The 21,024-nt window shown below is 62.0% G+C and carries 20 protein-coding genes; 4 read left to right on the top strand and 16 right to left on the bottom strand.

From position 1 onward, the window contains the following. Positions 1 to 28 precede the first annotated feature (28 nt). From YWU_RS0109705 to pta, 3 genes are all read right to left on the bottom strand, one after another. Positions 29 to 721, bottom strand: coding sequence for a lipocalin family protein (locus tag YWU_RS0109705; RefSeq protein WP_027020314.1), 693 nt, complete (start codon positions 719 to 721; stop codon positions 29 to 31). 216 nt (positions 722 to 937) lie between these two features. Next, on the bottom strand, positions 938 to 2,134 hold the full coding sequence (locus tag YWU_RS0109700) for an acetate kinase (protein ID WP_027020313.1): 1,197 nt from the start codon (positions 2,132 to 2,134) through the stop codon (positions 938 to 940). A gap of 3 nt (positions 2,135 to 2,137) precedes the next feature. Next, positions 2,138 to 3,484: a phosphate acetyltransferase gene (gene pta, locus YWU_RS0109695; RefSeq protein ID WP_420805306.1), complete on the bottom strand. Its 1,347-nt coding sequence runs from the start codon at positions 3,482 to 3,484 to the stop codon at positions 2,138 to 2,140. A 494-nt stretch (positions 3,485 to 3,978) separates the two neighbouring features. Here pta and YWU_RS0109690 point away from each other — a divergent pair, with 494 nt between their 5' ends. Further along, a complete protein-coding gene (locus YWU_RS0109690) occupies positions 3,979 to 5,346 on the top strand; it encodes an FAD-dependent oxidoreductase (protein ID WP_027020311.1) in 1,368 nt (455 codons plus the stop codon). 85 nt (positions 5,347 to 5,431) lie between these two features. Here YWU_RS0109690 and YWU_RS0109685 read toward each other — a convergent pair whose 3' ends face one another. The 8 genes from YWU_RS0109685 to YWU_RS16225 form a co-directional block, all read right to left on the bottom strand. Next, the gene (locus YWU_RS0109685) at positions 5,432 to 6,124 is read right to left on the bottom strand and encodes a glutamine amidotransferase (RefSeq protein ID WP_027020310.1); all 693 of its coding nucleotides are present in this window, start codon (positions 6,122 to 6,124) and stop codon (positions 5,432 to 5,434) included. Continuing rightward, positions 6,121 to 6,876, bottom strand: a complete 756-nt coding sequence (locus YWU_RS0109680; RefSeq protein ID WP_027020309.1) for a sirohydrochlorin chelatase — start codon at positions 6,874 to 6,876, stop codon at positions 6,121 to 6,123. Before YWU_RS0109680 ends, YWU_RS0109685 begins: the two co-directional genes overlap by 4 nt. 220 nt (positions 6,877 to 7,096) lie before the next feature. Continuing rightward, complete coding sequence (locus tag YWU_RS0109675; protein WP_084142059.1) at positions 7,097 to 8,398, bottom strand: sulfate adenylyltransferase subunit 1; 1,302 nt, start codon at positions 8,396 to 8,398, stop codon at positions 7,097 to 7,099. Further along, complete coding sequence (gene cysD / locus YWU_RS0109670) at positions 8,398 to 9,360, bottom strand: sulfate adenylyltransferase subunit CysD (RefSeq protein ID WP_027020307.1); 963 nt, start codon at positions 9,358 to 9,360, stop codon at positions 8,398 to 8,400. Before cysD ends, YWU_RS0109675 begins: the two co-directional genes overlap by 1 nt. Continuing rightward, the gene (locus YWU_RS0109665) at positions 9,342 to 10,091 is read right to left on the bottom strand and encodes a phosphoadenylyl-sulfate reductase (RefSeq protein ID WP_027020306.1); all 750 of its coding nucleotides are present in this window, start codon (positions 10,089 to 10,091) and stop codon (positions 9,342 to 9,344) included. Before YWU_RS0109665 ends, cysD begins: the two co-directional genes overlap by 19 nt. Then, positions 10,088 to 10,441: a hypothetical protein gene (locus tag YWU_RS17935; protein ID WP_084142057.1), complete on the bottom strand. Its 354-nt coding sequence runs from the start codon at positions 10,439 to 10,441 to the stop codon at positions 10,088 to 10,090. Before YWU_RS17935 ends, YWU_RS0109665 begins: the two co-directional genes overlap by 4 nt. Then, the gene (locus YWU_RS0109655) at positions 10,438 to 12,141 is read right to left on the bottom strand and encodes a nitrite/sulfite reductase (RefSeq protein ID WP_027020305.1); all 1,704 of its coding nucleotides are present in this window, start codon (positions 12,139 to 12,141) and stop codon (positions 10,438 to 10,440) included. The genes YWU_RS17935 and YWU_RS0109655 overlap by 4 nt, the downstream gene beginning before the upstream one ends. A gap of 111 nt (positions 12,142 to 12,252) precedes the next feature. After that, the gene (locus YWU_RS16225; protein ID WP_084142055.1) at positions 12,253 to 13,224 is read right to left on the bottom strand and encodes a sulfite exporter TauE/SafE family protein; all 972 of its coding nucleotides are present in this window, start codon (positions 13,222 to 13,224) and stop codon (positions 12,253 to 12,255) included. Between the two features lie 340 nt (positions 13,225 to 13,564). Between YWU_RS16225 and YWU_RS0109645 the strand changes: the two genes are divergently transcribed. The 3 genes from YWU_RS0109645 to YWU_RS0109630 all read left to right on the top strand — a co-directional run bounded on the left by YWU_RS0109645 (position 13,565) and on the right by YWU_RS0109630 (position 16,354). Beyond that, a complete protein-coding gene (locus YWU_RS0109645) occupies positions 13,565 to 14,962 on the top strand; it encodes an FAD-dependent oxidoreductase (RefSeq protein WP_027020304.1) in 1,398 nt (465 codons plus the stop codon). A 149-nt stretch (positions 14,963 to 15,111) separates the two neighbouring features. Next, positions 15,112 to 15,615 carry a phosphoribosyltransferase gene (locus YWU_RS0109635; protein WP_027020303.1) on the top strand — a complete coding sequence of 168 codons (504 nt, stop codon included), beginning with the start codon at positions 15,112 to 15,114 and terminating at the stop codon, positions 15,613 to 15,615. Positions 15,616 to 15,619: 4 nt separating this feature from the next. After that, the gene (locus tag YWU_RS0109630) at positions 15,620 to 16,354 is read left to right on the top strand and encodes an AAA family ATPase (RefSeq protein ID WP_027020302.1); all 735 of its coding nucleotides are present in this window, start codon (positions 15,620 to 15,622) and stop codon (positions 16,352 to 16,354) included. Here YWU_RS0109630 and YWU_RS0109625 read toward each other — a convergent pair. The 5 genes from YWU_RS0109625 to YWU_RS0109605 form a co-directional block, all read right to left on the bottom strand. Further along, entirely contained in the window at positions 16,351 to 16,827 is a 477-nt protein-coding gene (locus YWU_RS0109625; RefSeq protein ID WP_027020301.1) for a universal stress protein, read from the bottom strand. The genes YWU_RS0109630 and YWU_RS0109625 overlap by 4 nt on opposite strands. 152 nt (positions 16,828 to 16,979) lie before the next feature. Continuing rightward, entirely contained in the window at positions 16,980 to 17,450 is a 471-nt protein-coding gene (locus YWU_RS0109620) for a universal stress protein (RefSeq protein WP_027020300.1), read from the bottom strand. 92 nt (positions 17,451 to 17,542) lie between these two features. Then, a complete protein-coding gene (locus YWU_RS16220; protein WP_084142050.1) occupies positions 17,543 to 19,282 on the bottom strand; it encodes a tripartite tricarboxylate transporter permease in 1,740 nt (579 codons plus the stop codon). Further along, positions 19,279 to 19,833 (bottom strand): tripartite tricarboxylate transporter TctB family protein, encoded by a 555-nt coding sequence (locus tag YWU_RS17620; RefSeq protein ID WP_051260239.1) that lies wholly within the window; start codon positions 19,831 to 19,833, stop codon positions 19,279 to 19,281. The genes YWU_RS16220 and YWU_RS17620 overlap by 4 nt, the downstream gene beginning before the upstream one ends. Then, the gene (locus tag YWU_RS0109605; protein ID WP_027020299.1) at positions 19,833 to 20,789 is read right to left on the bottom strand and encodes a tripartite tricarboxylate transporter substrate binding protein; all 957 of its coding nucleotides are present in this window, start codon (positions 20,787 to 20,789) and stop codon (positions 19,833 to 19,835) included. Before YWU_RS0109605 ends, YWU_RS17620 begins: the two co-directional genes overlap by 1 nt. Positions 20,790 to 21,024: the final 235 nt, after the last annotated feature.

The following is a 21,024-nucleotide window of genomic DNA, read 5'->3' as shown; positions in this document are numbered from 1 at the left end:
GCCAGTTACGTCCGAAACTCGCTGATTTCTACGCCTGGCAGAGCGGGGTGATGTCTTGGCGGCCGTCGGTCTGCGGGGTCGTTAGGAAGGCGCAGCTCCACCAACCCCGGTCGGTGACCACGGAATTGATGTTCTGCCACTGTTCAGCGCTGATCGAGGGCGTTCGGCTGAGCACGAAGCCGGAGAGTCGATCGGGATCTCCGACGACGGCCAACGAATAGTCATCGTCGAGGTAGGTGACTCGGTAGTTCACCGAGCCGTCGAGCGACTGACCGGGAGTGTCGTCGAATGCGACTCGCAAAGAAGCGGGCTGATTAGGGTCCTGGATCTTCGCAGAGCCAGAGATCGATGACTCGCCTCCCCACACCGTGGAACATGAGTTGGTCACTGAGATTGTTGAGTTATCAAGGACTCCATAATCAGCAGTCGTATCGGAATAGCACTGCAAGGAGAAAGGCTGAGGGATCGCGGCGACCTGATACCAGCGACCTGAGTACCGCTCAGGATCCAACTGGTCGACTTGGCTGAGCTCCTGCCCGCCGATGGAGCCTGCAGAGAGTCCGTCAGGCAATTCGATATTGGAGAGCCCCGACGCGATCCGTCCGCCGTCTGTGAAGTCCAGGTTTGTGCTCGCGCCGGCAGCAGGTGCCAGCGTCGCAGCGATGAGTCCTGAACCAAGTATGATTGCGGCGGTCCGAACAACGGTGGTTGTCTTCGACATGGCAGAGCCCTTTCTGGAGCCAGATGCTGATCAATCACGTGGAACTGAGTAAATCCTGCCTAGGAAAACTAGGTGGTCGTTATCCTAATTGATACTTTTCACTAAGGTAAAGGATTTTTCGCCTCAGACGCAGCTTTCGGTCAGCACGATGAAAAATGACCCCACCGATTCTTTCGAATCAATGGGGGCACTTTCGTAACGGGAGCTCCGCGCGAACTAGTCGACGTACTCCATTGAGTAGCGGGCGATGGCCAGTTCCTCATTGGTGGGGATGACCATCACGGTGACAGCGGAGTCATCGGTGGAGATGACTCGCGGGCCATCGTTGGGACCGGAGTTACGCTCCTCGTCCATCTTGATGCCGAAGTTCTCCAGCTCTGCCAGAGCGTCACGACGAATACCGACATGGTTCTCGCCAACACCGGCAGTGAACACGATGGCGTCGAGGTTACCCAGCGCCAGCATGTAGGAGCCGATGTAACGACGCAGCTGGTGCACGTACATCTCGTAAGCGGCCCAAGCATCCGGGTCGTCATTGTCCATGCGCTGCTGCAGCTCACGGAAGTCATTGACCCCGGAGACGCCCTTCAGTCCGGACTGGCGGTTGCACATGGTGTCGATCTCATCGATTGACATTCCATTGCGGTACAGGTGGAAGATGATGCCCGGGTCGATGTCACCGGTACGGGTGCCCATCATCAGACCAGCCAGCGGCGTCATGCCCATCGAGGTATCGATCGCCTCTCCACCGCGGATCGCGGAAGTCGAGGCACCGTTACCCAAGTGCAGCGTGATCTGATTGACGTCACCGGCATCCTTACCCAGGAGCTTCGGCGTCTGCTGGGATACGTACTCGTGGGACGTCCCGTGGAAGCCGTAGCGGCGGATGTCGTACTCCGCAGAGACCTCGGCGTTCAACGGGTAGAGGGCCGCGGCAGGCGGCATGTTGTGGAAGAAGCCGGTGTCGAAGACTGCGACGTGGGGAACGTCGGGAAGCAGCTTTCGTGCTTCCTCAATACCGACAATGTTCGCCGGGTTGTGCAGCGGAGCCAGCGGAATGAGGTCGCGGATCATATCGACGATCTCATCGTTGATCAGCTCCGGAGCGGAGAACAACTTGCCGCCGTGCACAACACGGTGCCCGACCGCGGCAATGTCCACGGTCTTCGGTCCACAGTTGTGCTCATCCATGAGCTCGAAAGCCTTGTCCAGGCCGTCTGCGTGATCGGAGATCGGTCCGGTGAACTCGTATTTCTCGTTGTTCGTCTTGAGGACAATCTTGCCGTCTTCTTCACCGATGCGCTCAACCAGACCGGAGACATAGGGAGGTTCAGTGGCGTCACGTTCCGGGTCAACGAGCTGGAACTTGATGGACGAAGAACCGGAATTGATGACGAGTGCGTGGCGCGACATATATTAGTTTCCTCCAGCCTGAATGGCGGTGATGGCGACGGTGTTGACGATGTCCGCGACGGATGCGCCACGGGACAGATCGTTGACCGGCTTGTTGAGTCCCTGCAGGATCGGTCCGATGGCCAGTGCACCACCGCAACGCTGTGCGATCTTGTAGCCGAGGTTGCCGGCATCCAGATCAGGGAAGACGAAGACGGTGGCCTGACCGGCAACGTCCGACTCCGGCATCTTCTTCTTAGCGACACCACTGTCGATGGCGGCGTCGAACTGCAGCGGTCCGTCGACGGCCAGATCCGGGTTCAGCTCACGAGCCTTGGCCAGACCTTCGACAACGCGCTCGACGTCTTCACCTGCACCGGAAGCGCCGGTGGAGTACGACAGCATTGCAACCTTGGGATCGATGCCAAAGGCGGCGGCGGTCTCTGCGGAGACAACCGCGATCTCACCGAGCTGGTCCGGGGTCGGGTTCGGCAGGACTGCACAGTCCGCAAAGCCCCAGAGACGATTGTCCATGACCATCAGGAACAGCGAGGACACCGTCGATGCGCCCGGGCGGGTCTTGATGATCTGGAAGGACGGCTTAATCGTGTGCGCCGTCGTATTGGCGGCGCCGGAGACCATGCCATCTGCCTGACCCTTGTGGATCATCATGGTGGCGAAGTACGAGATGTCGTTCATCGTCTCGCGGGCTTCGTCAACGGTCATACCCTTGGACTTGCGCAGTTCAGCGAACTCTTCTGCGAAGGAGTCGAGGTGCTCCGAGGTCTTCGGGTTCGAGAGATTCGCCGCAGAAATATCTGCACCAAGCATCTTCGCCCGGGAGCGCATGTCCTCGGGATCACCGAGGATCGTCAGGTCGCAGATATCCTCTTCCAGAAGCTGCGAGGCAGCCAAGAGAATGCGATCGTCTTCGCCCTCGGGCAACACGATGTGGCGACGGGCCTCCTTCGCCTTCTTCATCAGCCACCACTGGAAACGCTGCGGGGACATGACGGGCTCGAGCTGGCGCGAGAGCGCATCCTTCAGAGAAGCCTCATCGTCGAGCTGAATAACCGGAATGCCGATGTCGAGAGAGTCAGCGGCGTTGTCGCCGACGACGACCACTGCCAGCGGAGTCGCCAGACTGGCCTTGGCCGCAGAGACGGCCATGCGCAGGCGGGTAACGACAATCGGATCGTCGCAGGTGGAGCCGTTCACCGTGATAACGACGCCGGAACCGGTAGCTGCGGCGACGCGAGCATCAAAGTCCAGGAAGCCAACGGCCGTGAGGACCTGCGGGACATTGGACTCATCGCGGCCGGATTCAACCTTGGCCACGATGTGAGCCAGTGCGATATCGGGCGATGACACAGCTTCGGCGACGGTGGCAGAGCCTGGGGTTCCGACAACCTCAACGTGGTTGGCACCACCGAGGGCGTCTGACACAGCCTTAATAACGTTCTCGTCGACGGCGGTTCTGTCGATTCCGGTCACAAGTACTGAGGTGGCTCTGGTTTCGGTTTCGCTCACAGCTTCAGTTCCTCTCCTCCGTGAACCATGTCGTCACACGGAAATTCGCATGGGTGAGTGCTGGCTCATAATCCGGTTGGATATGTGTCGGATATTACAGATGAATCACGGATCAAAACATTTGTGGGGGGGGACAAACCTGCCGTTTCCAGCGGTTAACGGCGCTCACCACTCCCCCGAAGCACCCCTGCGCAACGAGTATGGGTTCCCTAACCTGTACTGCATCTACAGTGGAAAGAGAACCACGCGACGTCCCAATCCCGCCACGCCACCACCCAGGCGTAAAACGGAGACGAAGGCCCAGAAGCAAAGAGCCGCAAGGAAGGTACCGAGCAATGTCGAATCGCCAGAACCGCCCCATCCGAGTCGCCGTGATTGGGTCCGGCCCCGCCGGTGTCTATGCCTCGGACGCATTGATGAAGTCGGGGCGCGAGGTGCAGATCGACCTTTTTGAGAAAATGCCGGCGCCGTTCGGCCTGATCCGCTACGGCGTCGCCCCTGATCACCCGCGAATCAAGGGCATCGTCAACGCCTTGCACCGAGTGCTCAGCAAGCCGGAATTGCGGCTGCTCTCCAACGTGGAGTTCGGCACCGACCTGACGGTCGAAGACATCAAAAAGCATTACGACGCTGTCATCTTCGCCACTGGAGCCGTCGCCGACCGCGACCTGACTGTGCCCGGCGCGGAACTAGAAGGTCACTTCGGCGCCGGAGAGTTCGTCGGGTTCTACGACGGCAACCCACTCTTCGAGCGTGACTGGGATCTGTCTGCGGAGAAGGTCGCAGTAATTGGCGTCGGCAATGTGGCTTTGGACGTCGCACGCATTTTGGCCAAGACTGGCGACGAGTTGAAGGTCACCGAGATCCCCGACAACGTGCACGCGGCACTGTCGAAGAACCAAGCCCGCGAGGTCCATGTCTTCGGCCGCCGCGGTCCGGCGCAGGCGAAATTCACTCCCCTAGAGCTCAAGGAACTGGACCACTCCCCGACCATCGAGGTCGTGGTTGATCCGGAGGACATTCAGTACGACGAGGCGTCCGAGGCTCTGCGCCGTGAGTCCAAGGTCGTGGACCAGGTCGCCACGATCATCGAGAAGTACGCCATCCGTGAACCGAAGGGCGCTCCACACCGGCTCTTCATTCACTTCTTCGAATCCCCGGTGGAAATCCTCGGCGAGGACGGCAAGGTCACCGGCCTGCGGACTGAGCGCACCGAACCAGACGGCAACGGGAACGTCGTCGGTACCGGCACCTTCCGCGACTGGGAGGTCGGTGCTGTCTACCGAGCTGTTGGCTACCGCTCCGAAGCACTTCCTGAAGTTCCCTTCGACACGGTTACTCACGTCATTCCCAATGAGGCCGGCCGAGTTCTCAACGCCGAAGGTGCTCATCTCGAGGGTCTCTACACAACCGGCTGGGTCAAGCGCGGTCCCGTTGGCCTGATCGGAAACACCAAGGGCGATGCCAATGAGACCGTCGCCTGTCTCATCGAGGACCACGAAGCAGGCCGTGGCGATGACCCGGAGGCGCCTGGCCTGGACGACATCGAGGAGACGCTGCGAAAAAAGGGTGTCGAGTTCATCAACTGGGAGGGTTGGCAGATACTCGACGCGCATGAGCGTGCACTCGGAGAGGCAGAGGGCCGCGAGCGCAAGAAGGTCGTCGAGTGGGACGAGATGGTCGCGCGCTCCCGCAAGGAGTGAGTGGTGTGGGCCGCAAGCCGTCCCGCGTCCTCTCTTCACTAGCGCACCCGCAAGTCGGATACGTCCAGAAAGTTAAGGCAAGAATCTAGGCGATTTCTTGCAACCAAAGGCCGAGGACCTCTGCGGAGCGGTGCTCCAGGTCGGGTCCGTATGTCTGAGCATCACGACGGATTGGATCTGGGGAAAGCCCATGTCCAGATAGTTCCCCGGAATGACCGATGAGCCACTGCTCGATCCGACGGTGATCAACCTCCGGGTGAAACTGCACAGCGAGGATCCGGTGTCCGATCCTGAAGGCTTGATTCGGGAAGCCGGGCGTCGATGCGAGGAGCTCCGCGCCGTCTGGAATCTCGAACTGGTCGCCGTGCCAGTGCAAAACCGGCACCCCGTCAAGAGCCTTCAACGGGCTGGACTCCCCCGCTGCCGTGAGCGTTAGTGCGCTGTAGCCGATCTCGACCTTTCCGGTCGCGGCGACATCGGCGCCGAGTGCCTTCGCGATCAGCTGGGCCCCGAGACAAATACCTAGTACCGGACGTCCATCCTCAATCCGGCGGGCAATCGCTTCCATTTCTTCCGACAGGAAGGGATAGGAATCTGCATCGGAGACACCGATGGGGCCGCCGAGGATGATGAGGAGGGAGGCGTCGTAAAGCAGATCTTTATCGAGGGGCTCGACGCCTGCGTCGAGGTACCGGATGTCATAGCCGTGGTCACGCAGCGGCGTCGCGAAGGTGCCGAGATCCTCGAAGAGAACGTGGCGGATGACGACGGCTTTCATTGGGCGCTCCAACGGTTGATGACGACATTCGACAGAAGGTCCCCGAGGGGATCCGCGAAGGTGACCTCGCAGGGGAAGAACTGCTCCGCAGCGCGATTGACCACGTTGTCCCACAGCAGCCCGGGCGCAGTAAAGAGTGGAACGACCCTGAGCGAGCGGCCCATCCTGGCAGCCTGACGTGCGGCGGCGAGTACGGCATCAATGCCCAAAGGCTGGGGCGCAGCGACGGTGAAGGCTGCGGTGGCCTGCCCTGGGATCACCGAGTCGACGTCTCTGGCGAAGGCATGAATTGCACCGTTGGCCTCAGCGTTGGAGGAGCCTACGGCCATGATGAGGACGTCGTCGGTGGTGTTTCCGATTCGCTCCAGGAGGGCGCGCCGGACGCCTTCGCCCAGGCCGAGGCCATCGCGGGTCTCCAGGGAGATTCCAGTGTCACGGGTGGCGGCCTCAACCTGCTCCGGCAGATCGACCGTGCGATGAAAGGCCTCGGTGAACAGCAACGGGACGATGATGGCTGAGTCTTCGCCCTCTGCCTTCAGGTCACGACATGCCTGGTCAAGGGATGGCTCGATAAGTTCCAGCCAGACGACGCGGACGGAAGATGGTGTCTGGTCGTCGTAGCCGTTGGCAGCGAGACCGCCGGAAGGGCTCGCGAAAGACAGCGCCTGGCGGACACTGGTAGCCAATCCTTCGAGCACCGCGGCGGTGCCAGGATGCCTAGATCCGTGGGCAACGAGAAGAAGCGCGGTCATGTTCCTCCGGTCGGTGGGGTGTGCAGTGATGTGGTGTGGAACTTCGGGCAGTCCTCGCAGCAGCGCCTGAGGTGACCCCGGTCGGTGACATTTCGGGCCAATCAAGGGGCTTTTTCTCACGGAATGGGGTCATCGACTATTTGCCTTCGGCTAGCCGAGCAATAACGGAACCCCGGGGCCGATCGGATCGGTCCCGGGGTCCTGTGGCACTGCGATCTGGTTACTTGACCAGGCCTGCGGTGAGCGAATCACCGGTGCCGGGCTCAACCAGGAGGAATGCGCCGACGCGACCGCCGGTGCGGTACGGCTCGATCTCCAGGTCGGCGGCGAGTTCAACGGTGATCTCGGCGACGTCGTTGACCTTGAGCTGATCGGTCGATCCGGTGGAGTCACCGGTCTCGATGTCGATCAGGGCGTCGACGGAGGAAATACGACCGCGCACCAGGGCGGGGCCATAGCGAACCTCGACGACACGGCCGACGGCCAGCGGAGCATCTGCCAGGTGCACCGCGGTGGCGGTGAAACGACGGGTCTTCTGCGGAGCGTTGACGGCGATCAGATCGCCACGGGCCAGGTCGAACTCAGAGTCCAGGGACACCGAGACGGACTGACCGACAGATGCGGACTGTGCCTCATCGCCAGCGATGGAAATCGCAGTGACGGTCGCAGTGGAGCCACCGTTGACCTCGACGGTGTCCCCAACTGCGACGGAACCGGCAGCGATACGGCCGGCGTAGCCGCGGTACTCGGTCTCGTAGTCGCGGATGACGAAGTCGATCGGCAGGCGCAGCGGAAGCGACGCATCCTCGTTCTTGTCGGAGGCGATGTCGAAGTTCTCCAGGAGCTCCAGCACCGAGGGGCCCTCGTACCAGGGGGTATTCGCCGAGCGGTCGACGATGTTGTCGCCCTGCTTGGCCGAAGCCGGGACGACGTGGACGCTGCCGAGCTCCAAACGGCCGGCCAGCGCCAGTGCGTCGGACTCGATCTGGCGGTAAATGGACTCGTCGAAGTCGACCAGGTCGATCTTGTTCACGGCGAAGACGATGTGGCGAATGCCCAGCAGGGCTGCGACGGTCGCGTGGCGACGGGTCTGGGTGACGACTCCGTGGCGGGCATCGATCAGCAGCACAACGGCCTCGGCGGTGGACATGCCAGTAACCGTGTTGCGGGTGTACTGCTCGTGACCCGGGCAGTCCGCGAGGATGAAGGAGCGGACATCGGTAGCGAAGTAGCGGTACGCCACGTCGATGGTGATGCCCTGTTCACGCTCAGCGCGCAGGCCGTCGACCAGCAGGGACAGGTCAACGTCTTCCTGGCCGCGGGCCTCAGAGGTGGCCTTCACTGCGTCGTACTGATCCGCGAGGATGTTCTTGGTGTCATGCAGCAGACGACCGACGAAGGTCGACTTACCGTCATCCACGGAACCGGCGGTACACAGACGCAGGGTGCGGCGCTGACGCGGGCGGGACGGATCAACCAGGTCAGTGGTGGCGTCGCCGGGGGTAGCAATGGCGGAGCTCATCAGAAGTAGCCCTCCTTCTTGCGGTCCTCCATCGAGGACTCGGACAGTTTGTCGTCTGCGCGGGTAGCACCGCGCTCGGTGAGCTTCGACTTCCGGAGCTCTTCCATGACCTCGTCGATGGTCGTGGCGTCAGATTCAACGGCGCCGGTGCAGCTCATGTCGCCGACGGTGCGGTAGCGCACGGTGCGGGTCTCAAGCTCCTCGCCGTCCTTCGGGCCACCCCACTCGCCCGGGGCGAGCCACATGCCACCGCGGTTGAAGACTTCGCGCTGGTGGGAGTAGTAAATCGGAGGCAACTCGATGTCGCGAGCTTCGATGTAGGCCCAGACGTCAGCCTCGGTCCAGTTGGAGATCGGGAAGACGCGGATGTTCTCGCCGGCAGCGTGGCGGCCGTTGTACAGGCCCCACAGCTCCGGGCGCTGACGGCGCGGATCCCAACCGCCGAAGGAGTCACGCACAGAGAAGACACGCTCCTTAGCGCGGGCCTTCTCCTCGTCGCGGCGGGCGCCGCCCATCACGGCGTCGTAGCCGCGGTCTGCGATGGTCTCCACCAGCGGAACGGTCTGCAGCGGGTTGCGGGTGCCGTCCGCACGCTCCTTCAGCACACCGCGGTCGATCCAATCCTGGACCTCGGCGACGTGCAGCTTGATGCCCGGCTCAGCGGCGACGGAGTCACGGAACTCGATGACCTCCGGAAAGTTGTGTCCGGTGTCGACGTGCAGCAGCTCCAGCGGCGGAGGTGCCGGTGCGAAAGCGCGCTTGGCCAGCTCCAGAACCAGGACGGAATCTTTGCCTCCGGAGAAGAGCAGCGCAATCTTGTCGAACTGCCCGGCGGTCTGCCGAATGATGTCGATGGCCTCGGCCTCCAGCGCTGCCAGGCGTGGATCGAGGACTGCCTGGGCGCCGGTGGCGTCTGGGGCATTCTGAGTGGTGGTGGGAGTGCTCACAGGTGAAGTCCGCATTCAGTCTTCTCGGTTCCGGACCAACGTCCAGAACGGGGGTCGGCGCCCGCTTCAACGCGGGCCGTGCAGGTGGCGCAGCCGATGCTGGGGTAACCGGCGTGCGTCAGGGGGTGGATGATGAGGTCGTTGCCCTCGATGTATCGCTCGATGTCCTCGTCGGTCCACGCAGCGAGGGGGTTGAGCTTGATCCGGCCAGTGCGGTCGATTTCCAGAACCGGAGTGTTCTTCCGGGTCGGAGCGTCGACACGCTTCAGTCCGGTGACCCAGCCCTCGTACGGACGCTTGACCGCATTGAGCGGGTCAACCTTCCGCAGGCCACAGCAGCGCGCGGGGTCGGTCTTGTACAGGTCAAGGCCTTCCTCGTCGTCCTGCTGGGCACGGGTGCGAGCCGGGGTGATGGTCAGCAACCGGTTCGGGTAACGGTGCGACACACGGTCGGCCACGTCGAGAGTCTCCGGGAAGTGGTAGCCGGTGTCCAGGAACACCAGGTCCGCACCCGGTGCGTGCCGGGACGCCAGTTCCGCCAGGACGGTGTCCTGCATAGACAGGGTCACCGCCAGAGGAGTCTGGAGGTGCTCCTCGCCCCAGGCGAGGATCTCGCCGGCGCTGTAGGTCTCCAGCTTTCCGGTCCAGTCCAGGGCCAAGCCCATCAGACGCTTTGCGACGTCCGGGTTCCCCAGCACATCATCCTGCGCGTTCGCCTGGGTCGTATTGATCGTGACGTTGGTCATCGTCCCGACTCCTTTCCGGGTCGGTTGCTCTGGTAGCTCCGGCGCTCATCCGTCGAGCGGGTATCGGCGGAATCGTCAGCGCGGCTGTCGCTGTAGCTGACATCCACGTTCCGGGGCTTATGGCCGTGCAATTTTACCGTGAAAACCCGGCAACATTCGCGGCAGTTCCACGCGTAGCCGGTCTCAACGTCCGGCCACAGGTTCTCCCCACCGCAGTACGGGCAGTGCATGACCGCGCCGCGGTTGGGGTTCGGGTGTGCGGACTTGCCGCCGATGCCCAGGCCTTGATCTGCGGCCGGGGCACTGTAGAGATCTACCGGTGAAGAGTTGTCTGAAGTGGAGTCACTCACTGCAGGTCCTCGTCGGTTGCGCGGACCAGCCACTGGCGGAAGAGTTCTCCGTCCTCGCGCTGCTCCTTGAAGTTGCTCACCAAGCGCTCGACGTAGTCGCCGAGTTCTGCAGAGGTCACCTTGTGTCCGCGGAGCTTGCGACCGAAGTTCGCGTCCATGCCCAAAGTTCCACCGAGGTGGACCTGGAAACCTTCGACGCGGTTGTCGTTGTCATCGACGACGATCTGACCCTTCAGTCCGATGTCCGCGATCTGGGTGCGGGCGCAGGAGTTCGGGCAACCGTTCAGTGCGATGGAGATCGGGGTGTCCAGGTCGCCGATGCGCTCTTCGAGCTCGTCGACCAGGGTGATCGCGCGCTCTCGGGTGGTGACCAGAGCCAGCTTGCAGAACTCCAGGCCGGTGCAAGAGATGATGCCGCGCTTGAAGGCCGAGGGATTGGCCGACAGGCCGAGCTCGTCGAGCTCTGCCATCAGCGGCTCAACCTTCTCGTCCTCAACATCGAGAAGGATCAGTTCCTTCATGACGGTGGTGCGGATGCGGGAGACACCGTACTTCTCAGCGATGTCCGCGAGCTTCACGATGTCAGAGCCGACAACACGACCAACGGCAGGCTTAACGCCGACGTAGTTCAGGCCATCCTTCTGCTTGTGCACGCCGATGTGGTCGCGGTCCTTTTCCCAAGGCTCGGGAGCGGGACCGTCGATAAGCTTGTAGCCGAGGTAGTCGTCCTCGAGCACCTGGCGGAACTTCTCAGCACCCCATTCGGCGACGAGGAACTTCAGGCGAGCGCGGTTGCGCAGGCGGCGGTAGCCGTAGTCACGGAAGATGCGGCACACTCCGGCCCACACCTCCGGAACCTGATCCTCCGGGACCCAGGCGCCCAGGCGGACGGCCAGCATCGGGTTGGTGGACAGGCCACCGCCGACGGTGATGTCAAAGCCAGCGCCGTGCTCCGGGTGGTTCACACCAACAAAGGCCACGTCCTGGACCTCGTGAGTGACATCCAGGCGGGGGCTACCGGAAACAGCGGACTTAAACTTGCGCGGCAGGTTCGAGAACTCATCGCCGGCAAGGTACTCATTCTTGATCCGACGGATCGCGTTGGTGCCGTCGATGATCTCGTCCTCGGCAACACCGGCAACCGGGGAGCCGAGGATGACGCGCGGGACGTCACCGCAACCGAAGTGGGTGTCCAGGTCGACTGCTTCGAGCTTGTCCCAGATCGCCGGCATGTCTTCGATGCGGATCCAGTGCAGCTGCACGTTCTGACGGTCGGAGAAATCCGCCGTGTCCCGTGCGAAGTCGCGAGAGATCTCACCGATAGCGCGCAAGCCTGCGGTGGACGTCTGTCCGCCGTCGAGGCGGATTCGGAGCATGAAGTACTCGTCCTGCAGCTCCGCGTTGGTTGCGACACCGGTGTGCTCCGGGCCCATGTCCTGCTTGCGCTGGGTGTACAGACCGATCCACTTGAAACGGGGCGCCAGGTCCTCGGCGGGAATCGAGGAGAAACCCTCCTTGGAGTAGCAATCGATAACTCGCTGCTTGACTGCCAGACCAGCGTCTTCCTGCTTAATCCGCTCGTCGTTGTTCAGGGGCTCACGGCCGTCGATGAGCCACTGGCCCTGGGGCTTCGGCTTACGTGCGGGACGGGAACGGCGGGCCGGCCGCTCGTCGGATCCCGACTGAGTTGCTGTGGTCATGGATGAAACGTCCTTGAATCGTATGAACCGACCTGTGAACCAGTCAGTCTATTCTCTCGTGTGGACAACCCTAGACATACCAAGCTGTCTATTGCAATCAGGGTGAACTATTTATTGCTTGGTCGCGTCGTCGACGGTCTCTACACCGGCGCGCACTGCCCGATCCGAGTCCGAATCTTCGGCCTCGTCGGCAGTCTCAGCGGCCGCCAGTTCCACGCGCTCACGCAGAGACTTCGGCGTGGAATAGTTCATCGCCCAAATCAGGATGCTGATGACGATGACCGCCCAGGTGCCCAGAATCGTGGCGAGAGCCCAGGTCGGAACGTGGTCGCTCAGGAGCGTCAGGATGTTCAGGGACACCAGCACACCGCCGACGACGATTCCGAGGAACCGGGGATTAATCTTGCCGACCAGGTACGCGGCCAGCGGAGCAGCGACAATGCCGCCAATGAGCAGTCCGATGATCGGTGCGGTGTGCTCCATGAACTCCTGGCGCAGCATCGGCAAGAAGCCAACAACCGCAGCACAGGTGACGATGAACTCCGAGGCGGAGACGGTACCGATCACCTTGCGAGGCTGATCGGCTTCGACGCTCAAGAGGGTCGAGGTGGTCACCGGACCCCAGCCTCCACCGCCGGTCGCATCCAGCATGCCGCCGGTGAAACCGAGGGCGCCAAGCTTGCCGGATCCCAGGTCAGGGCTCTTTCGCTTACGTCCATGCAGGAACGCGAAGCGGATTAGCACCCACAGTCCGAGACACAGCAGGATCGACGAGGTCACCGGCCGAGCGGCGTCCGTGTCCAGGTTCGACAGGAACGTAGCTCCCAAGAATGCGCCGACACCACCGGGAACACCCAGGCGAATGACGCGCTTCCAGTCCACGTTTCCAAAGCGCCAGTGAGAGACGCCAGAGACGAAAGTCGTACCGACCTGCACAACGTGCACAACCGCCGACGCGGTGGCAGCACCGGTGCCGGAGAGCATGAACAGCGTGGTGGCCGTAACTCCGAACGCCATGCCCAACGTGCCGTCGACGAGCTGCGCGCCGAGACCGATGAACACGAAGATCAGAATTTTCTCCATCGGGGCTGCCTTTCCACGGTCCGGGTGATTGACCTGTCTTACTGGCCTACGCGGGCCGCACGACCCCGAGGGACCGTTACCTTGATGTACTTGGGCTAAGCACTTGCACCGTACAGACCGGGCAGTCTATATTCGGCTGTTGTCACACTAGACTGAGCGGTGCGGTTCGGTCAACGGAGGGCCACACGGTGCCCCCTGAAGACCGCCGGGAAGTGTTACGGGCCGCCCCACGTAGCCTTCTCTGCACCGGTCTGCCCATGATTGAAGCCCGAAAGACCAGATGTATCCCGTGTTCCGGAGACGACCGGACGCGACAGACTCGACCTCCAGGAGCGATCGAATGACCAACACCCCTGAAACTCCGGCTCGCACTCTGCGGGTTGCCGTCGTGGGCTCCGGCCCTGCCGGCGTCTACACCGCTGATGCTCTGCTGAAGTCGGGCCAGGACGTGTCCGTCGACATCATCGAGCGCCTGCCGGCTCCGTTCGGCCTGATCCGCTACGGCGTCGCCCCGGACCACCCGCGCATCAAGGGCATCATCAAGTCCCTGCACCGCGTGATGGACAAGCCGGAGATTCGCCTCCTCGGCAACATTGACGTGGGAAATGACGTCAGCGTCGACGAGCTCGCACAGCACTACGACGCCGTGGTGTTCGCCACCGGCGCCGTTGGCGACCGCGACCTGAACATCCCGGGCTCGGAGCTCAAGGGCCACTACGGCGCCGGTGAGTTCGTGGGCTTCTACGACTCCAGCCCGGAGTTCTCCCGCGATTGGGATCTCTCTGCAGAGTCCGTGGCAGTGGTTGGTGTCGGCAACGTCGGCCTGGACGTCGCACGTATGCTGGCCAAGACCGCCGATGAGCTGAAGGTCACGGAGATCTCCGACAACGTCTACGAGGGCCTGGCCCAGAACGCGGCCAAGGACGTCCACGTCTTCGGCCGCCGTGGCCCCGCCCAGGCGAAGTTCACCCCGATGGAGCTCAAGGAGCTCGACCACTCCCCGACCATCGAGGTTGTGGTGAACCCGGAGGACATCGATTACGACGCCGCTTCTGAGGAAGAGCGCCGCAGCTCCAAGATCGTTGACCAGGTCTGCACGATCATCGAGAACTACGCCATCCGCGAGCCGAAGGGCGCCCCGCACAAGCTGCACCTGCACTTCTTCGAGAACCCGGTCGAGCTCATTGGTGAAGAGGGCCGCGTTGTCGCGATCCGCACCGAGCGCACCGAGCTCGATGGCAACGGCAACGTCGTTGGCACCGGCAAGTTCACCGACTGGCCGGTTGGCGCCGTCTACCGCGCAGTGGGCTACCGCTCCGACGCCATCGACAGCGTGCCCTTCAGCGACCAGACCCACACCATCCCCAACGAGGGTGGCCGCGTGCTGCGCGAGGACGACTCCGCTATCACCGGTCTTTACGCCACCGGTTGGATCCGTCGCGGCCCGGTCGGTCTGATTGGTAACACCAAGGGTGATGCCAATGAGGTCGTCGGAAACCTTGTCAAGGACTTCCAGGGCGGCGTGCTGCCGGCTCCGGCCGAGGGCAAGGGCGACAATGACGCTGTCATTTCCTTCCTCGAGGACAAGGGCATCGAGTACACCACCTGGGAGGGTTGGTACCGCCTGGACGCCCACGAGCGCGAGCTTGGCGAGGCTGAGGGCCGCGAGCGCAAGAAGGTCGTCGAGTGGGCTGACATGGTCAAGCACTCCAACGATGAGGCTCGCGTGACCGTCTAGTCAGCCCGCTTTTCTTCGTCGTTAGCGGCGTCGTCCCCTCTGGGGACGGCGCCGTTTTCGCTTCCCGACGCCCCCATCTCCACTGCCCCTTCCCGCCCACCAGACCTCCGCTTTTTCACCGTCAATAACACTGCACGTATGATCCCTTCATGGCTTACCATGCGGATTCCACAGACCTGGACACGAAGGAAGTTCTCACCTGGGAGGGCTTCGGCACGGCGCAGCGCGAACTGGCTCAGAGCATTGTCGACAGCGGTTATGAGCCGGAGATCATCATCGCCGTCGCCCGCGGTGGTCTGCTCCCGGCTGGCGCCCTGTCGTACTCAATGGGAGTGAAGCTCTCGGACGCGATCAACGTCGAGTTCTACACCGACGTCCACGAGACTCTTCCGGACCCGGTCCTGCTGGAGCCGCTGCTGGACATTAACTCCATCAGCAACAAGAAGCTGCTGGTCGTCGATGATGTCGCCGACTCCGGCCGTACCCTGGCCCTGGTCCTGGACCTGCTGGCCTCCCACGGCGCCGAGGTCCGTTCCGCCGTGCTGTACGCAAAGTCTGCCTCTGAGGTTGACCCGAGCTACGTGTGGAAGCGCACCGACGAGTGGATCGTCTTCCCGTGGTCGGCCGAGGAGCCGGTCACCAAGACCTCCTAACTGCATGTCCGCGGCGCCATTTCTCACGTCCTTCACACTCATCGAACCGGATAGGTCGGTTGAGGATGAGTATGTAGGGGAGCTGGGCGTCGTAAAGCATCTTCGGCGCTTTCCCGTTTTTCCCTTCGATTCTCCCGTCACCTTTGTGACCGGGGAGAACGGCGTGGGCAAATCCACGCTGGTGGAAGCGATAGCAATTGCCGCCGGAATGAACGCCGAGGGTGGCTCGAAGAACTTCCGTTTCAGCAACCGTGCTTCGGAATCCGTCCTGCATAACCGGCTGAAACTAACCCGCGCGAAGAATCCGCCGGATACATTTTTCCTCCGGTCCGAGACACAACATACGGTGGCCACGGAGTACGAGGAGCTCGGCGATGTGAATTACCTCGACCTGCATCTGATGTCTCATGGTGAAAGCACGATGGAGATAGTTCGCAGGCGCTTCGGCGAAGGCCTCTACGTGCTGGACGAGCCAGAATCAGGGCTGTCCCCCACCCGGCAGATGCAATTATTGGCGGAGATGGCGCGGCTGGTGGATGAGGGAGCTCAGTTCATCGTTGCGACGCACTCGCCCATCCTCCTGGCCCTGCCCGGCGCCCGCATTCTCCTGATCGATGATGAGGGCGTCCGGCCAGTGCCGTGGTCCACGCACCCGTTGGTGCAGGACACGCGCGAGTACCTCGCCGACCCGAAGGCCGCGCTGAAGGAACTGCTCAACGACGTCCCCAGCGAGGACTAAGCCTGCTGCTGCGCGGTATTCACAATGTGGACGTCACACGGAGCATCCGCCACCAGCTTGCGGGCGATGCTGCCCAAGACGCGACCGATGCCCTTGATGTTCTTGTTACCCACCACGATGGTGTCGGCGTTGAGCTCATTGGCCTTCCGCAGGAGGGCCGCAGCCGGAGGTCCACCGACTGCTGAGGACACAACCGCCAGATCCGGGTATTCCTCAGTGAGTACTCCGGTGACCGCATCCGCGATCAGCTGAGCGGCCTGGGCACGGCTCGACATCAGCGTCTCGTACGCAGCGGCAGCCGAGGCGCTACGGTCCCTGACCATCATTGCCTGGAGGCTGTCCGAGGTGGCGGTGCTATACGCCGTAATGACGTGCAGCTCTTCGCCCGTACCCGCAGCGATCTTCGCGGCCTTACGCGCGGCGATGAGCGCCGTCTGGCTTGCATCGACTCCCGTGAGAATGACGTTTCCCATTATGTCCCTTTCGCTGTATGCCTTGCTCATTTCCTGCTTATTCGAATCTACAGTGAATACCGAATCATCCGGGGACCTAGACAAGCGAACGGGGCACCCCAGGCGGCGAAGCCGGGATGCCCCGTTGTCAGGACCAACAGAGGTCAGTCAGATCACTGGTGTGCGGTGTTGACGATGTACACGTCACACTGTGCTTCAGCGACGAGCTTGCGAGCGACGCTTCCCAATACTCGGGAGAATCCCTGCACATTCTTGTTACCCACCACGATGGTGTCGGCCTTGACCTCACTGGCGTGCTTGAGCAGTGCGTTCGCGGGCGAGCCCTCCGCACCGGTGGCTAGAACGGTCAGTTCCGGGTTCTCTTCGCGAAGCACCGCAGCGACCGCTTCGGCGATCTGCTTTGCCGCTGCTGCCTGGCTCTGGGTGAGGTTGTCATAGGCATTGGAGGTCGAGGTATGTGAATCCCTCATCGACAACGACTGGAGGGTATCCGAGGTACTCGTGCTGTACGCGGTGACCACGTGCAGCTCGGCGCCAATGCCATCTGCGAGTTCCGCTGCCTTCTGAGCTGCGCTGATCGCCGTCTGGCTTGAATCGACTCCGGTCAGGATGATCTTTCCCATTGTCTCCCTTTCACTACGGCTGGTTGTGCAGCCTTCTCAGTTAATTTTACTGACAATACCGGTCGCCCGGCATCGCCAGCCCTGCACCGGGATTAGGTGCCCGGGTTGTCTCTACGGTCGGTGTCCGAGTGGTCGTTCGAGAGCCCGTCGACCGTCGGTGGAGACTCACCGTTCGACTCCGGGGTGGCCGGTCTACCTGCCGCGGTGTCTGCCGCCGCCTCCGAATCCGCCACTGTCGTTGAGGTTGCTGAGGCTCCGGTGGAGCCTGCTGCCGCGGATGCAACGGAGGCTTCCTGCAGTTCGTGCTCATGCACCTCGTGCATCTCGTGGGCGTGAAGCTGAGCCTGCTCAGCCTGCTGAAGAACCTTCGGCTTGCGGATGGCCTGCCAGATGGCGAAGCCAATGGACAGCACGGTGAGGATTCCCAGAACCAGCGGGATCGGCTCGAGCATCCAGACGAGGCTGCCGTCGTTGATGATCATTGCGCGGCGGAAGCCGCTCTCTGCGATGGGTCCAAGGATGACACCGATGATCAGCGGAGCCAGCGGGTAGCCGCCCTTGACCATGATGTAACCGAGGATCGCGGCCAGGAACATGACCAGGACATCGAAGATGTTGGAGCGCATTGCGTAGGAGCCGACAACTGCGAGCACGATAACCGACGGCCACAGCAGACGCGGCGGCACCGACTCGATCAGACGGACCCAGAAGCGGGTGCCGACCCAACCGAAGACCAGCAGCACCAAGTAGACAAGTGCGAAGCCAAGGAACAAACCGTAAATCAGGTCCGGGGAGCCGGTGAACAGAGTCGGTCCCGGCTGCAGGCCGTGTACGGTGAGCGCACCGATCAGAACGGCAGTGGTGACGTCGCCGGGGATACCCAGCGTCAGGGTCGGCACCATGGCGCCGGCGGTACCAGCGTTCTTGGCGGACTCCGCCGCCGCGATACCGCGGGGCTCACCCTTGCCGTACTGGGACTTATCCTTGGCCAGTCGCTTGGACTCGTTGTAGGCAACGAAGGCACTGATGTCTCCACCGACACCGGGGATAATGCCTATGACGAAGCCGACGATCGAACCACCGAAACCGGAGGGTGCAATCTTGCGGAACCAGGACGGGGTAGCGCGGAACTTCTCCGGCTTCATCTTCAGGTTCAGCTTGGTGATGCGCTCCACCTGGAGGAATGCCTCAGACACGGCGAACAGACCGATCATCAGCGGGATGAACGAGATACCGGAGATCAGATCAGAGTTGCCGAAGGTCAGGCGCGGGAAGCCCTGGATGGTGTCCAGGCCGATCATCGCGATGGCCAGACCGATCAGGCCGGCGACCAGGCCCTTGACCATTCGCCCCTCAGAGATCGAGGCGATGATGGTCAGTGCGAACAGTGCCAGCATGAAGTTGGCGGACGAACCGAATCCGAGGGCGAAGTCTGCAATGACCGGCGCGAAGAACGCCAGCAGCAGCACGCCAACAAAACCACCGAGACACGATGCCAGCAGTGAGATCTTCAGGGCCTGAATGCCCTTGCCCTGCTGGGTCATTGCAAAGCCGTCCGCGACTGTGGCCGCGGAGGCTGGTGTACCTGGTGTTCGGATCAAGATGGCGGGAATTGAACCGGCGTACACCGCACCACCGTAGATACCGAGCAACAGGATCATGCCGGTCAGTGGCTCAAGCGCGAAGGTGAACGGCAGCAGCAGTGCCACACCGACGGTCGCGGAAATACCCGGAAGGGCACCGACCACGATTCCGACCAGCACGCCGAGCACCAGCATGATTATCGCCTGGGGGTCCGCCAGGGCGTTGAAACCTTCTATCCAGTTGTTCATGGCATGATCCCCTCGATGATGCCGGAGGGCAGGTACACGCCCAACGCTCCGGTGAACAGGTAGTAGACACCGATTGACACCGCGAGCGGGACAAGAACAAGTCGCAGTGCGCTACGGACTCCCATGATCAGCAGACCGGCGACCATGAAAATCAAGGTCGACAGCAAGAAGCCCAGCGGCGTCAAGACCAGCGCGTAAGCAATGCCGGCGACGACGATGAGTGCGGTGCGTGTCCTGGCACCCTTCTCCGGGAGGAAGATATTTTTCTCCGCATTAAAGAAGAGCATGATGCCCAGGGCCAACAGGCCGAAACCGATCAGCTGCGGCAGTGCTGCAGTGCCCGGATCCTCGGGCTGGCCTGGATCCGGGAAGCCGAATGCAAGATAGAGGAGAATCAGTGCGAGGACGACGGACACCGCGGCGATGATGCGGTCACCCAGCTTCGTTCCTTGCGTGTCAGACTCCACTGCGGTGCCGTCGACGAGAGCGGCATCAGGCACTTCCGTACCTGTCGCATCCCCGCCGTTTTTCATGTCAGATGCTTGTGTCATCAGTTTCCTCCCAGACCAGCTGCGTCGACCACTGCCTGGTATCGGTCGTATTCCTCAGAGAGGAACTCATCGAAACTGGCGGCGTCCTTGTACTCTTCGGTGAATCCCAGGTTCTGCATGTAGTTGGAGAACCCTTCTGACTGACGTGCCTCGTTGAAGCACTCATTGAGCTCCTCGATCGCCGCATCCGGAGTTCCGGCCGGCGCGAACAGGCCTAGGATCTCGTAGCTCTCCCAATCGAGACCGGCTTCCTGCAAGGTGGGCACACCCGGGAGGAATTCCTCAATCCGCTCGTTACCTGCGATGGCGAGGGCGCGAAGCTGATCGCTCTCCACGAATGGGGCCATCTCGGCAGCACCGACGGAGACTGCACGAGTCTCACCACCGAGCACTGCCTGGAGCGCTCCGGCTGCACCGCCGTACGGCACGTTGCGAAGGTTCTCGTCCTGACCTGATTCCTGGGCCATGCCCGCGAATCCCATGTGGTAGATCGAACCGGTACCAGAGGTCGCGAACGGAACATCTTCGTCCGTCGTCAACAGCTCGTCGATGTCCTCAATGGAGGAATCCGGCAGCACCGCGTAGGCGACGGGCTGCTCGCTGTACTGCATGATTCCGCGGACGTCATCCGGGCCAATCGGGGACACTCCGAGGTGCGGGAGGATCGATAGCTCGATCGTCGCGATCCCGATGGTGTTTCCGTCTGCCGGCGATGACGCCACAGACTGGAATCCCACGGTTCCGGAGCCACCGGACTCATTTCGAACGATGATGTCCCTGCCACAGGCCTGCTCCGCGTACACGGCCAGCTGACGGGCTGTGCCATCCGCCGATCCACCCGGGTCGAAGGGAACGACTAGGTTAATCGGCCCCCCACCTGCCGTTGATGCGCCTTCTTCTCCTTGCGAGCCCTCGTCGGAGCAAGCAGCAAGCACTAGTGCGCTGGTCAATACCACCGCCGCTGTAGCTCGTCTTTTCACCCTTCCGGCGCCCGCCCTTGTCACTTGCGTTGGGATCTGTCCACTCATTGACGTGTCCTTCGGTCTCAACCAACAACGATTGTTCGCAATGCGCACGATCGTTCGCTTTCCGGTTCAAACCTACCTGGTGTGACGTAACATACACAACACCTGATTAGCGCCTGTGAAATATCTGACAAACTCCGGTGTAATCCAAAATTCTCCCAGGTCA

It is taken from the genome of Corynebacterium sputi DSM 45148 (assembly GCF_000427865.1).
Classification (GTDB): domain Bacteria; phylum Actinomycetota; class Actinomycetes; order Mycobacteriales; family Mycobacteriaceae; genus Corynebacterium; species Corynebacterium sputi.
Note: the sequence above shows the minus strand (reverse complement) of the source record. Positions and strands in the feature narration are given on the sequence as shown.